We start from the raw sequence: 13,076 nt of genomic DNA, 5'->3' as shown, positions 1-13,076 counted from the left end.
ACTTTTTCACAGACTAGATAACGGTTCTTACGATTTGGAAGGCAGCCTCTGCGGTCTTGAATTCGCTGCTCCGGAACGTCACTAGAGAGATCAGGAACATCGCGGTCACGACCACGAACAGCCCCAGGCAGATGTAGGAAGATACCCGCTGGGAACGGGGACCGACCGTAACGCCCCAGCTGACGAGGAAGGACCAGAGACCGTTGGCAAAATGGAAGCAGGCGGCGACAACTCCGACAATGTAAAAAATAAGCCAGCCCGGGCTGTTCACGATATCGTGCATAACGCCTCCCAGCTCCTCATGCGTCACGTTGCCCAGCGCCACCTGCACCCGCGTCTCGTAGAGATGCCAGATGATGAAGATGAAGGTGAGCACGCCGGTGATCCGCTGAAGCGTATAGCGCCAGTTCCGTTCCAGGTTGAAGCGGTTCACGTTCGGCTTCGCCTGGTAAGCGATATACAGACCATATACCCCGTGGTACAGCAGGGGAAGCCAGATCAAAAAAATCTCCAGGAAGAGGACAAGCGGCAGGCTGTTGAGCCACAGCACACTGTCTTTGAAGCCGGATGCTCCCCCCTCCACCGCTGAAAAATTCGTCAGCATATGCTCGATGAAGAAGAAGGCGAGCGGGATGACGCCGAGCAGGGAGTGAATCTTTCTGGAATAAAAGCCTCTCATCATTGCGGGGTCCCCTTTCCGATAAAAGAGCGTTTTCATTAATCAGCATACACCAGAGAACCGGGGGTTGAAACATGGCTTCGGGCAGCTTCGACCGACGGAAAATCACCTGTTTTTGGCCTTCTCCCGCTCCTGGCAAGGCTTATCATCGATTTTTACAAATTGTGAATATCTTGTGTCACTTTGTATGTTACTCTTTTTTCGCTTATAAGGGAATTGCAAACTGATTATTAAACGTTATACTATTAACGCATAAGAGAAGCTGACAAAATCTGTCTCAATTTCGAAAAACATAGATCCCGGCGGCGATAGGAGTGACAGTGATGTTTGACGATTTCGATATTTTCGCGGCAGTAGTTGAGCAATCAAGTTTGAACAGGGCGTCCCGTCAACTAAATTTGTCACAGCCTGCTCTGTCGCGCAAAATCTCCAAGCTGGAGGAGCGGCTGGGGGTCCCTCTATTCAACCGGTTCGGCAAAAGACTGGAGCTGACCGAGGTCGGACGTCTCGCTTATACCTATGCTCTGGAGCAGCGCCAGCATCGCGCCAAATTTCTGGAGGCCATCTCCAAATTCAAACAGGGCGAGCCGCTGTCGGTGACGATGGGAGCGAGCCTAACGACTCTGCAGACGACGCTGCCGCCGCTCGTAAACGCATACATGGAACAATACCCGGCGGCGGAGCTGAAGCTCATCACCGGCAAAACGCATGAAATCGTCACCTCGGTCCGCGAGGGGCGCTCCGAGGTCGGCATCATCGCCTCCGCCACGGATGAAGCGGGCCTGCGCTGCGTGCCGCTGTTCGAGGACCGGCTGCGGCTGGTCGTCGCCGGACATCATCCGCTCGCCCAGCTCCCGAGGCTTGAGATGGAGCATCTGACCGGCCAGCCGATGATCCTCTTCTCCAAGGGCAGCTGGTATCGCCGGATGACCGACGACCTGTTCCAGCGCAGCGGGGTCCAGCCCGACATCCGCATGGAGATCGACTCCTTCGAGGCGATCATCCGGCTTCTGCCGACGATCAAGGCGGCTGCGCTGCTCCCGAATTCCTATCTGCGGCCGGAGCTGCTGGCCGGAGGAGGACTCGCCTCCCTGCATATCCGGGAGCTCGAAATGACCAAGCGGACGACCTGCATGATTTACCGCGAACCGGGCGATTTAAGCCCGGCGGCGCGCAGTCTGATCCGGGTCACCGAAGGAGTGTTCCAGGGCGGACTGCCCCCTGTCCCGTAAAAATGCCGCTTGACTCGGCAGCCTGTCCTGATGTAAGGTAGTACCAATTTCATTGATCAGGCTTTGACCAAAGACATGATTCCCTTAACGGGCCGCCAGAGAGAGAAGTGAGTGCTGAGAGCTTCTTCGGCAACCGGATGCGGAATTACCCCTTTGCAGCCGCTTCGCGGAACCTTGGCATGACGCTGATTCCAGCGCTCATCCGGGCAGTATGCGCAGCCGATTCATCCCCGTTACCGGATGCTATGAGGACTTGCGCATGGCAGGGCGCCCGGAACTTCCGGAGCTTTGGGTGCTGCAGGTCAAATCAGGGTGGAACCACGGGCTTAAACGCACTCGTCCCTTACAGGACGGGCTGCGTTTTTTTGCGTCCGCAGGTTATTGTCAGGCCGGCTGATCATGAAATTATCGTTAGTCAATCGAACAACGAAAGACCGAACAACGAAAGACCAAATTTTCGGGAAATGGAGGCTATGCAGATGGAGATCAACGTAAAATTACCAGATGGCGCAGTAAGGAGGTACCCGGTCGGCACGACGATTATGCAAGTGGCGGAATCACTCGGCACAGGAATACGAAAGCGGGCAGTGGCGGGCACAGTGAACGGGCATACGGCTGATTTGAGCGTGATGCTTCAGTCTGATTGCCTCCTGACCCTGATTATGGCGGACAGCCCCGAAGGTATAGAAATTGCCCGGCACAGCACCGCCCATATTATGGCACAGGCGCTCAAACGGCTGTTCGGCGGCAGCGCCGTCAAGCTGGGCATCGGTCCCGTCATCCGGGACGGATTCTACTACGATGTCGAGCTCGACCGTTCCTTGAGCGTCGATGAGTTAGCCGCAATCGAGCGGGAAATGGAGAACATTATCCGCGAGAATCTGCCCATCATGCGGCGGGAGGTCTCCCGGGAGGAAGCCCTGTCGATATTCGGGGAGCTGAAGGAGCCGCTGAAGCTGGAGCTGATCGCCGATCTTCCGCAGGATGCCGTCATCAGCATCTACACCCAGGGGGAATTCACCGACCTATGCCGTGGCCCCCATCTCCCAAGCACAGGGCGCGTCAAGGCGTTCAAGCTGCTGAATGTGGCGGGAGCCTATTGGCGGGGGGATTCCGCCAGACCGATGCTGCAGCGCATCTACGGAACTGCTTTTCCGGATAAAAGTATGCTGGAGGAGCATCTCCGCTATCTGGAAGAGGCGAAGAAGCGCGACCACCGCAAGCTTGGCAAAGAGCTCGGGCTGTTCATGTTCTCCGAAGAGGCGCCGGGAATGCCCTTTTACCTCAAGGGTGGCATGACGATCCGGAACGAGCTGGAGAATTTCGCCCGGGAGCTGCAGTTCCAGCGGGGCTATGACGAAGTACGCACACCCCTGATGATGAACAACCGGCTCTGGGAGCAATCCGGACACTGGGATCATTACAAGGACAATATGTATTTTACCAATGTGGACGACAGCAAGTACGCGCTGAAGCCGATGAACTGTCCGGGCCATATGCTGATCTACAAAAACGAGCTGCGCTCCTACCGGGAGCTGCCGGTCCGGCTGTCCGAATTCGGCCAGGTACACCGGCATGAGCTGTCGGGAGCGCTTGGCGGAATGATGCGGGTCCGCACCTTCTGCCAGGACGATGCGCACTTGTTCGTCCTGCCGGAGCAGATCGAAGCGGAAATCGGCCGCGTCATGGAGCTTATCGATCATGTATACCGTGTCTTCGGCTTCGAATACACGGTGGAATTGTCCACCCGGCCGGAGGATTCCCTCGGCTCGGATGAGCTCTGGAACGAAGCGGAGGCTGCCCTGCGGAACAGCCTCGACCGCAACGGTCTGCCCTACCGCCTGAACGAAGGCGACGGCGCATTCTACGGCCCGAAGATTGACTATCATATTCTGGATGCCCTGAAGCGGAGCTGGCAGTGCGGAACGATCCAGCTGGATTTCCAGATGCCGGAGAAGTTCGACCTGCATTATGTAGGGGAAGACGGCCGCAAGCACCGGCCGGTGGTCATCCACCGGGCCGTGTACGGCTCCATTGACCGGTTCATGGGCATCCTGACCGAGCATTACGCCGGGGCGTTCCCGCTCTGGCTGGCGCCGGTGCAAGCGCGGGTTCTGCCGGTCTCGGACGCCTCGGCTGACTATGCCGCCGAGCTGAAGCAGCGGCTCGAAGCCGCCGGGATCCGGGCCGAGGCGGACCTGCGGCCGGAGAAGCTGGGCTACAAAATCCGGGAAGCCCAGCTGCTGAGAACGCCCTATATGCTCATTGTCGGAGAGAATGAGCAGGCCTCCGGCTCCGTGTCGGTACGGTCACGGAGCGGCGGTGACGCCGGTGTGAGCAGCGTGCCGGAGCTGATCGCGCAGCTGCAGGAGGAAATCGCCGCGAAGCGGTAAGGGTACGGCGATTGGTCAAGCGCTTCAGATATCGGCTGGGGCAAGCGGTTAAGGCACGGATACTGCGCCTTCCGGCTTCAGCCAAACAAGGGCACATCACGCGAAGCCGGTAGCCTGACCAGATCAAATCTCAGTCAGAATAAACCATTGCCTCAACGGACTCAGCTCTAAGGCAGCACTGCCCGCAGCTCACGCCGCCGGGGGCTTGAATCGTGATACTAAGCGTCAGGGCGCTTCCTCAACATCGACCGCTTCCTCTTCGAAGCGGTCGATGCTCTCGTTGGAGCCGATCACGACCATGATGTCTCCGGCGTGCAAGTAATCATGCGCCGTCGGCGCGACAATCACGCCTTCCTCTCCCTTGCGGTTGAGCGCGATGATGCTGCAGCCGTATTTGCCCCGGGTGTTGAGCGCGGCCAGGCTTTTTCCGTCCATGCAGGAAGGCACGGTCAGCTCGACAATCCGGTAATCCTTGGACAGCTCGATATAATCGAGCAGATGCGGTGTGACGAGCTGATGCGCCACCCGGACGCCCATATCCCGCTCGGGGAAGATCACCCGGTCCACCCCAAGCCTCTCCAGCGCGCGCCCATGCAGGATGCTGATCGCCTTGGCGACCACCATCTTGACACCAAGCTCCTTGAGCAGAATAGCGGTCAGGATGCTGCGCTCCATATCGTCGCCGATCGCTACAATGCCGCAATCCAGATTGCGGACGCCGAGGGAACGCATCACGCTCTCATCCGTGGCATCCGCCATGACGGCATGCGTGAGCCGGTCGTCCATTTCCTCTACCCGTTCCTCGTTATGGTCGATCCCGAGCACCTCATAACCCATCTCCATAAGCTCGAGCGCCAGACTGGAGCCAAAGCGGCCGAGGCCGATGACGACAAACTGCTGTGCTTTCATGTTCTAACTCCTTATCCGATAATCATTTTTCCTTCCGGGTAGCGATACAGGGACTTGCCTTTCTTCGGCCCAAGCGCATATGCCAAGGTCAGAACGCCAAGTCGGCCGATGAACATCGTCAGCGCAATGAGAACTTTGCCCGTCCCGGACAGCTCCGGAGTCACGCCAAGACTGAGGCCCACCGTGGCAAAAGCGGATGTCGTCTCGAACAGGAGATTCAGGAACGGAACCTCCTCCGTTGTGGACAGCACCATGGTAACGGTCCCGATCAGCAGCAGCGCAAGCACGGTGATCGTCAGCGCCTTGAAGACCCGCTCCTGGCTGAGCCGGTAGCGGAACAGCACGATATCATCGCGGCCGCGCAGCATGGCGATTACCGCCCCCAGCATGATCGTGAAGGTCGTGGTCTTGATGCCGCCACCCGTAGAACCGGGAGAGGCGCCGATGAACATCAAGATGATGATGAAGAACTGGGATGCCTGGCGGAGCCCCGTCAGGTCCAGCGTATTCGCACCGGCCGTACGGGGCGTGACGGATTGAAAGAACGCTCCCCAGACTTTGCCTCCGAAGCTCAGCGGCCCAAGCGTCCGCGTATTCGTAAATTCGAAGACGAACAGCACGAGCGCTCCAATTCCGATGAGCGCCGCCGTCGAGGTCAGCACCACCTTGGTATGCAGTGACAACCGGCGCCCCCTCCGGTATTGGATCAGGTCCGACATGACGATGAACCCGATCCCGCCTGACACGATCAGGAACATGACGACCAGATTGACGACCGGATCGGATGTATAGCCGGTAAGGCTCCGGTAGTTCCCGAACAGATCAAAGCCTGCGTTATTGAACATCGAGACCGCATGAAACAGCCCGAAGAAGACCGCTCGCCCAAACGGCATGTCAAACGCCCAGCGGATCGTAAGCAGAATGGTCGCGCCGCCCTCGATGACCAGCGAATAGATCAGGACACTGCGGATCAGCCGGACAATCCCTTCCATGGAGCTCTGGTTCATCGCTTCCTGCAGCACCAGCCGCTCCCGCAGCGAAATCCGCCGCCGGAACACCAAGGCGAACAGGGTAGCCATCGACATGAAGCCCAGGCCCCCAATCTGAATTAGCACCATTATGACAACCTGTCCGAAGACAGAGAAGAACGTACCGGTGTCATGCACGACTAGCCCGGTCACACATACGGCGGAGGTCGCCGTGAAGACCGCGTCCAGAAAGCTGAGTCCCTGCCCATGTGTATGAGATACAGGCAGCATAAGAAGCAGGGCTCCGATCATAATGATTAGAGCAAACCCGATGACGAGAATTTGCGGCGGAGAGAACTTCAGCCAGCGAAAATCTGAGATTTTGGGTATCGGTGAGGCCATCTCTTTCCCCCATTCTTGTTGCACTTTCGAAAATCCAGGCCCTATCGCGATCGTATCAGATTTGGCGGGGATTTTCAGCTTTTTTTGGACAAACGGCCAATCTTCTTCCTAAATATTGGCTTTAAACGGTCCGGCTGTGCTATTTTTATAGAAGCTATAAGATTTCAGCCATCATATTTCAAGGAGGCGTTTCATGAATCGCGTCGGACAGCCGCTTAAGCTGCGGCCCCTATCCCGAACACTCATTCTCGCGGGCCTGATCGGCCTGATCCTGTTCGCCATGTTCCAGATCATCCCCTCTCTGAACCAGCCTGGAGCCGGAACCGAGCAGGCCATAGCCAAATCGGACGCATCCCTCAAGGCTTCCCGATTTGCGCAGGAGAACCTTGGATACATACCGCAATCCGGCGACCGCTGGACTGTAACTTATACATCGGATTCTTCGTTCTACGGCTATATGTCCCGCGAGAATTTACTGGACAGCTATACGGAACGGAAGCTGGATGAGCGATATCCGTTCGATACATTCCACGTTTCGCTGGACAGCCAGAAGGAGACATGGGATAGGCTGACCGTGGATTTGAATATGTATACGGGCGAGCCGGTCGGCTTCTCCCGGGTTGCCGCAGGGCAGCTCCATCCCACCCAAGTGACCGAGGAGGTCCTGACGGGGAAGGAAAGCGACTCGGAGTTTGCAAACGATGGTTCCGTCAACGCGCAAAAAAGGGTGGTGCTTGCGGAGCCCTGGCTGAAGCTATGGGGAGTTGATATATCAAGGCTGGAACAACTGCCGGCAACTGACGGGTACGGCCTGATCTACGCCGATAACAATGTCAAAGTAGGAGAAGCGCCGCTTCGCTACGCCTTTAAATTCTCGGATGGGCAGGTGTCGCTGTTCCATCCCAGCTTCTGGGCGCCGAAGTGGCATACGGATTACGTAGACGACCAGGTGTCAACCGCCACCCGGCTGACGCTGCTTGGCTACGGCCTTCCGACCCTGGCGCTCGGCATCCTGGCGCTGATCTACAGCATACTCCGGCGGAGCCATACTTCTTTTAAGCGCGGCGTCTTCCTGAGCATTGTCTTCTTCGTCATTATGATGATCAGCACGTATAATTCGCTGCCGGAGACCTCATCCGACTCCATGGAAGGACGGGTAACCTCGATCATCATGTTCGTCATCTACACGCTGTACAGCCTGCTGATGGCTTCCCTTCTCTACTTCTCCCTCGTGGGCGGCAACGGCCTCTGGCGGAAGGAAGAAGGGCTGAATCCGTGGCCCCGTGCCAAAGAGGCGGGCTATGGCAAGTACGTGCTGGACAGCGTCTACGCCGGCTATATATGGGCGTTCGTCCTGCTCGGCGTGCAGACGCTCATGTTCATCCTGCTTCAGTACACGCTCCATAACTGGTCAACGACAGATGCATCACAGTCGCCCTACAATATGCGCTATCCGTGGCTTCTTCCCGTCATGGCCTGGCTCGCCGGATTGTCCGAAGAGGCGGTCTACCGGCTGTTCGGCATCCGGATGCTGAAGAAGATCGTGCGCAGCACGCTGCTTGCCAGCCTGATCACCACGATCATCTGGGCGTTCGGGCATACACTGTACCCAATATATCCGATCAGCTCCCGTCCGATCGAGCTGACGGTGATCGGGCTGCTGTTCAGCTATATTTTTCTGCGCTACGGCTTCATTACCGCCATGTTCAGCCATGTCGTCTTCGACAGCATCCTGATGGGAGCGACTTTGATCTTCATGCGCGAGCCGGTGAACGTCGTTGCGGGCATCGTAACGCTCGTGATGCCGTTTATCGTCGGCTACATCGTCTATCGCTTCAATCCGCCGGGGCGTGAGCGCAGACCCGAGCCTCCGCGGGATGAGCCAGGGCCGGAAGCGCCGGACTCCGTGGCACAACCTCTTTTCCCTTCATAGAAACAAGACAGCCGAAGACCCGGACTTGAAAATAAAGTCTTGGACTTCGGCTGTCGTTATCTATTGGCATCCCTGCGCTGCAACTATCGGCAAGTCACATTAGCCAATCGCCGGATCTCATCGCTTAGCGTTGGATTGACCGGATACACTTCTTCTAGATAATCTAAAATACGAAGCGCCGATTCGGGAACATGATCGTATCCCTGTATCATGTCTCCGATGATTTCCGCAAAACAGGGGAATCTCTTCTCTAGCCGTCTCTCATTTCCGAATGGATCGGGAAAGCAATCCACCTCGGGCTCCAGTAGATGGAGCACGGATAGAATACTGTCTATAGCATAGCCTTGAACGAACCTCGCAGCGGACAGGCGTTCTCCCCTTGCATAGCGGCCGAGCCCTACGTACAAATTGGTTAAGGCTTCGTTCAAGGGAAAGTCAAGGGAATCATTTTTTAGGGAGGGGATTGGATTTACAGGTGTGGTGATTTCCGTATTGACATACATCGGGTCCTTCCATATAAGCCGTGCCCCCATATAGGAAGCGTTCGCCAGCTCCCATTCCTCGAATACCGCATACTCCCCGTAAATTCCGTCCTCGAACAGTATCTTGTACCCGACATCCGAATTCTTGAATGCATAGGCAAGAGGCTGTATATCTTCGAGCCAATCCAATCGGTCGATATATCTGTTCTTCTCCCCCGGTTTCACAATAACAAAGAAATCCAAATCCGAATATTCATCCAACCGCTCTGTTTCGGCCCCAACGGAACCAAGGCCTAATAAATAAAGAGCTCCCCCCTTGCGTTCGAGCGACTTGCCGATCTCGCCCAGCCGTTGCAGCAGCAAATCTGTTCTCAGCATACGAATCCTCCTCTGATTTTGAATGCAAAAAAGGGTCCAACCCACTTCTCAGCGAGGTTGAACCCGAAGGTTACATTGCCTTTATTATTAATGCAAAGTTATCACGTTCAAAATGGTGCTGTCAATCAATAAGTCACGCTTTCTTCAATGAAAATAAAATATAGATCGTATCAATTTCATGGGATTCTTCCAGCACCCACGAGGTTTGGGTTAAAATCCGCTGCAACCCCTCAAGCCCAAGATATTGGATTTGCACGCCAATAAACTCTGTAAAACCCAGGTATCCCGGATTCACATGGTCCCGGTCGAAAATTAATGAACCCGTAACCCGGGCGTCCGGCGGGGAGTTGATAAAAAAATAGTTTAAATTTTCAATGATATCTGAATCCGAACCGTACTCAAAAAGACCGCCCTCCGATGAACAGAGCTGAATCCAGCCGCAGCGTTCCAAACTCAACTTTACTAATGCCTCTGGTTGGCTCCAGTCATAATAAATCGTATTGAGGGTGATGTCCAGACCATGGAAGCGTTCTCCCGGCTGCTTCAAAACATCGATGCATCGTTCTGCGAAATTGGGGCCATAGATATCGATATCTAAAATGTTGATCTCAATCTTCCGTCCCTTGAGTAATTCCGGGTCCGATTCCTGAATTAGAATCAGGGTGTTGATACTATCGGCAGCGGCACCCCCAGCGATATTGAAGAAGCATAGGTTCCGTTCAGGGAATTGCTTGAGCTGGGGCAGCAAAATTTTAGACTGGTGTCGGCAAAGATCCCTCAGCCTGATCCGAAGTCCCATGAAAGAGGTTTGCTTCACCGCCCACTTGTCCCTAAGCCCTAATTTTATCCCCCGGCTTAACTCGGGACCAAGCTTATACAGCAAAGTTCGCATGCCGCTAAGATAGGAATTGTCCACATTTGACATTTTTATAAAGATGTTCTGAATAAAGCCAGGCATCTTCTTTAAGGATTCAATACTCCGGGATGACTTGAGACAGTTCAAATGATAGGCATGCTCATCAATACTTGCGTTGAAAAGGGGATGCGTAATATCCAGGATTGGTAATTGTATTTCATTCTCGAAAGTCGCATAGAGAGTTCTCTGATTTTGATTAGCATTCATGGTTCTCAACTCCACCTCACTCGCGTTTACGTTCGTTTGTTCAGGCACATGGCCTTTATCCGTAGTATAAAGGATACCGGCAGCTCCTTTTACCAGTCTGATGAAGGGTTTATTCCTCCTTCTCGAGACCGAAAAATATTTCCTTGCCAATTCGATGGGGAGTGAAGAAACAACAAAAAATCGGGGGATTCCTCCCCCGACGAAAATCTTTCCACTTTTTTAATACCTTAAGCAAGCAATAAATAAAATAAAATGTAATTTCCCAATCTATTAATAAAATCAGAATAATTATGACACACAACCGCTGTCAGAATACTTTTCGTTCTTATATATGTAACTGCATAAAATATGCCTAAAACAAAAGCAGTAAGCAGTTGAATAGCACTATAGGTAACGGTAAAAGGTGACCATGACACTATATAGATATGCCCATAGGAGAAGCAAATAGCTGAAATCAACACAACCCACACCATGGTGCTTCTATCGCTCAAATCTTGTTCCTTAAATGCTGTGAGCAGCAAAAATTGGATAACAAAAACTCGAAATAAGGGCTCTTCACCTACACCCGGCAGTAAGCCATATACAAGAATATCTTGAATTGCATACACAATCGATTCGTTCGACACCCCTCCTGTTAATGCATCCATTCCCATCCATTTGTAGATGATGAACCAGGCAATAGCTTGAATTAAAGGGAATATCAATAGAAAAGTGCAAATATACCGGACACCGCTTTTCAAGTTGTGAAGATTGAATCCTAATTCCTTAAGAGTCTTTTTGATCAACAGCTTGCAGCCAATTATAGTAATTGCCACCTGAAATAGATCCCATAAAATGAAGCGGGCAATATTCCCTTCGATTCCTATAACAGAGAAGACCTTAACAAGAGAACTCGAAGGTCCCCGATAGTCATAGGATAAAAAATTCACCAAATGTTGTACGCTATATAAAATTATCAGCAAAATAATGACCCATGTAACTTTAATAATAACCCCTTTGGCCTTTACCAAAATCATACTCCCCCACTTATCTTGGTAAATATCAATATTCCATACTTTTCTATTAATTCCCTGCAAAATAAGGCCGCAACATTCACGCGATCAAGCCCGCCGCTCTCCTGTGACCCTTGTCCCATTCTGGTCAGCGGATGACTTTATGTACTTCCCATAAACCCTATACACCCCATATCCCAGTAACGCCCCAGTGGTGTTAAGAATAAGGTCGTCGACGTCAAAGCTCCCGATGGAAAAAATAATCTGTGAGCATTCCAGAAATAAACTGAAACCAAATGCTCGGATGAGTACACCCATAAATGATATCCTCCGGTTCCCGGATATTGCAAGAAAAATACCGAATGGCATGAAGATCACGATATTGCCAACCAGGTTGATGAGATCGAGGCTCGACTGATTGTGAATATTCCGGGATATGGATAGGAACGGTGTAAAATTGGCGAGCTGCAGCCGGTTCATGATACGCCCAGGATCGGCCATAAGTTTTGACAGCTGACCCCACAGAAAGGGGATATTGATCGAGCCAAACTTAAATAGAATCACTTTGAGCAAGGCATACATATATAAGGCGAACAGTCCCGGCACCATATACTCGTTCCATAATTTCTTAGGCTTCATTTCTCATTCACACCTTCCTGATTTTCTGGACGCCGCCTAGGGAAGCACAGTTACAATGACTCCGTCGACGTTGTTGCCCGATATTTCATAACGGCGATTCGCGGGTACAGGGATGGCCGTCTTTTTCCCAACTGGATAATAAGCAATTTCGTATTTCTCTCCATTAACGGTACTCTCAAGGGTCTTGTTCTCTCTCAGATACTCCACATATTGCTCCAGGGTAAAATCGTTCTCCCGCATAATGACGCTGTGCGGCAGCCCGACATAACGAAAATGCCAGGGCTCATACTGGATTCCCGTGATCGCCGCTTTGTCCTTCGGATAACGCAGAACAAACCCGTATTCCCATGCATGCTGTTCCAGCCACTTTCCTTCAGGCGCATCGTTCATTTCCCCCTTGGTAGAACCAATATCCAGGGACAAACCCAGGTTATGCTCGCTATGGCCCGCCGGCAGGGCGTAATCGGCACCCTTTTCCCGATAGAGCAGTCTCTGTTCCGAAGTGTCCCGATAACCGCTGCTGATCATAAAGTGACTGACTCCGTCTTTCTTCGCAGCGCCGATCATGGATTCAAATTGCTCCGCAACGCTCTGTGACAGCCGGATCGTGTTATTCAGCAGCCCATAACCCTTCACCAGCTCCTTATGCTGGAACAGATTGACTACATCGGATGTTACCCCTTGCGGATGAACAGAATGCTCCTTATTGACCAATAACAAATTGCCTATGTAGATCTGCTCTTTCGTCATACTTATCAAAATATCGTCCTTGCTGGAGGAAACCTCCTGACGCAGGTCAGTTGCTCCTGGATGATGATCTTCGCCGCCAAATTCCTGCAGAATGGCTTCAACTCCTAACAGTAACAGGATGACAAGCCAAAAAACCCACTTCTTCATCTTCCACGTCCTCCTTAACTTTCGTCCATTCAGGATAAGGAAAACATTT

General features: G+C 53.0%; 11 protein-coding genes. 3 read left to right on the top strand and 8 right to left on the bottom strand.

The annotated features are described in order from the left end of the window. Window positions 1-13: 13 nt before the first annotated feature. Window positions 14-679 carry a succinate dehydrogenase cytochrome b558 subunit gene (locus KIH86_RS28390; protein ID WP_223083296.1) on the bottom strand — a complete coding sequence of 222 codons (666 nt, stop codon included), beginning with the start codon at window positions 677-679 and terminating at the stop codon, window positions 14-16. 323 nt (window positions 680-1,002) lie between these two features. Between KIH86_RS28390 and KIH86_RS28385 the strand changes: the two genes are divergently transcribed. Together KIH86_RS28385 and thrS are read left to right on the top strand one after the other, a co-directional pair. Further along, window positions 1,003-1,911, top strand: a complete 909-nt coding sequence (locus tag KIH86_RS28385) for a LysR family transcriptional regulator (protein ID WP_223083151.1) — start codon at window positions 1,003-1,005, stop codon at window positions 1,909-1,911. Between the two features lie 479 nt (window positions 1,912-2,390). Then, entirely contained in the window at window positions 2,391-4,304 is a 1,914-nt protein-coding gene (gene thrS, locus KIH86_RS28380; RefSeq protein WP_223083152.1) for a threonine--tRNA ligase, read from the top strand. 225 nt (window positions 4,305-4,529) lie between these two features. Here thrS and KIH86_RS28375 read toward each other — a convergent pair whose 3' ends face one another. Together KIH86_RS28375 and KIH86_RS28370 are read right to left on the bottom strand one after the other, a co-directional pair. Then, a complete protein-coding gene (locus tag KIH86_RS28375; protein ID WP_223083153.1) occupies window positions 4,530-5,213 on the bottom strand; it encodes a potassium channel family protein in 684 nt (227 codons plus the stop codon). 11 nt (window positions 5,214-5,224) lie between these two features. Further along, window positions 5,225-6,583, bottom strand: coding sequence for a TrkH family potassium uptake protein (locus KIH86_RS28370; RefSeq protein ID WP_223083154.1), 1,359 nt, complete (start codon window positions 6,581-6,583; stop codon window positions 5,225-5,227). A 193-nt stretch (window positions 6,584-6,776) separates the two neighbouring features. Here KIH86_RS28370 and KIH86_RS28365 point away from each other — a divergent pair, with 193 nt between their 5' ends. Then, entirely contained in the window at window positions 6,777-8,516 is a 1,740-nt protein-coding gene (locus tag KIH86_RS28365; protein WP_223083155.1) for a CPBP family intramembrane glutamic endopeptidase, read from the top strand. Between the two features lie 83 nt (window positions 8,517-8,599). On the opposite strand, the gene KIH86_RS28360 is transcribed toward KIH86_RS28365, so the two are convergent. From KIH86_RS28360 to KIH86_RS28340, 5 genes are all read right to left on the bottom strand, one after another. Further along, the gene (locus KIH86_RS28360) at window positions 8,600-9,376 is read right to left on the bottom strand and encodes a hypothetical protein (protein ID WP_223083156.1); all 777 of its coding nucleotides are present in this window, start codon (window positions 9,374-9,376) and stop codon (window positions 8,600-8,602) included. A gap of 133 nt (window positions 9,377-9,509) precedes the next feature. Continuing rightward, window positions 9,510-10,499, bottom strand: a complete 990-nt coding sequence (locus KIH86_RS28355) for a hypothetical protein (protein WP_223083157.1) — start codon at window positions 10,497-10,499, stop codon at window positions 9,510-9,512. A 227-nt stretch (window positions 10,500-10,726) separates the two neighbouring features. Further along, the gene (locus KIH86_RS28350) at window positions 10,727-11,515 is read right to left on the bottom strand and encodes a CPBP family intramembrane glutamic endopeptidase (protein WP_223110785.1); all 789 of its coding nucleotides are present in this window, start codon (window positions 11,513-11,515) and stop codon (window positions 10,727-10,729) included. Between the two features lie 84 nt (window positions 11,516-11,599). Further along, window positions 11,600-12,130 (bottom strand): VanZ family protein, encoded by a 531-nt coding sequence (locus tag KIH86_RS28345; protein ID WP_235775650.1) that lies wholly within the window; start codon window positions 12,128-12,130, stop codon window positions 11,600-11,602. A 36-nt stretch (window positions 12,131-12,166) separates the two neighbouring features. Further along, window positions 12,167-13,027 (bottom strand): M15 family metallopeptidase, encoded by an 861-nt coding sequence (locus KIH86_RS28340; RefSeq protein ID WP_223083159.1) that lies wholly within the window; start codon window positions 13,025-13,027, stop codon window positions 12,167-12,169. Window positions 13,028-13,076: the final 49 nt, after the last annotated feature.

The organism is Paenibacillus sinensis (assembly GCF_019904155.1).
Taxonomy (GTDB): Bacteria; Bacillota; Bacilli; order Paenibacillales; family Paenibacillaceae; genus Paenibacillus_AQ; species Paenibacillus_AQ sinensis.
This window is presented reverse-complemented; position numbering and strand designations above follow the sequence as displayed.

Excerpts from the sequence above, each read along its gene's own strand:
- KIH86_RS28390 (WP_223083296.1), bottom strand. The coding sequence starts at position 679 with ATGAGAGGCTTTTATTCCAGAAAGATTCACTCCCTGCTCGGCGTCATC.
- KIH86_RS28385 (WP_223083151.1), top strand. The coding sequence starts at position 1,003 with ATGTTTGACGATTTCGATATTTTCGCGGCAGTAGTTGAGCAATCAAGT.
- thrS (WP_223083152.1), top strand. The coding sequence starts at position 2,391 with ATGGAGATCAACGTAAAATTACCAGATGGCGCAGTAAGGAGGTACCCG.
- KIH86_RS28375 (WP_223083153.1), bottom strand. The coding sequence starts at position 5,213 with ATGAAAGCACAGCAGTTTGTCGTCATCGGCCTCGGCCGCTTTGGCTCC.
- KIH86_RS28370 (WP_223083154.1), bottom strand. The coding sequence starts at position 6,583 with ATGGCCTCACCGATACCCAAAATCTCAGATTTTCGCTGGCTGAAGTTC.
- KIH86_RS28365 (WP_223083155.1), top strand. The coding sequence starts at position 6,777 with ATGAATCGCGTCGGACAGCCGCTTAAGCTGCGGCCCCTATCCCGAACA.
- KIH86_RS28360 (WP_223083156.1), bottom strand. The coding sequence starts at position 9,376 with ATGCTGAGAACAGATTTGCTGCTGCAACGGCTGGGCGAGATCGGCAAG.
- KIH86_RS28355 (WP_223083157.1), bottom strand. The coding sequence starts at position 10,499 with ATGAATGCTAATCAAAATCAGAGAACTCTCTATGCGACTTTCGAGAAT.
- KIH86_RS28350 (WP_223110785.1), bottom strand. The coding sequence starts at position 11,515 with ATGATTTTGGTAAAGGCCAAAGGGGTTATTATTAAAGTTACATGGGTC.
- KIH86_RS28345 (WP_235775650.1), bottom strand. The coding sequence starts at position 12,130 with ATGAAGCCTAAGAAATTATGGAACGAGTATATGGTGCCGGGACTGTTC.
- KIH86_RS28340 (WP_223083159.1), bottom strand. The coding sequence starts at position 13,027 with ATGAAGAAGTGGGTTTTTTGGCTTGTCATCCTGTTACTGTTAGGAGTT.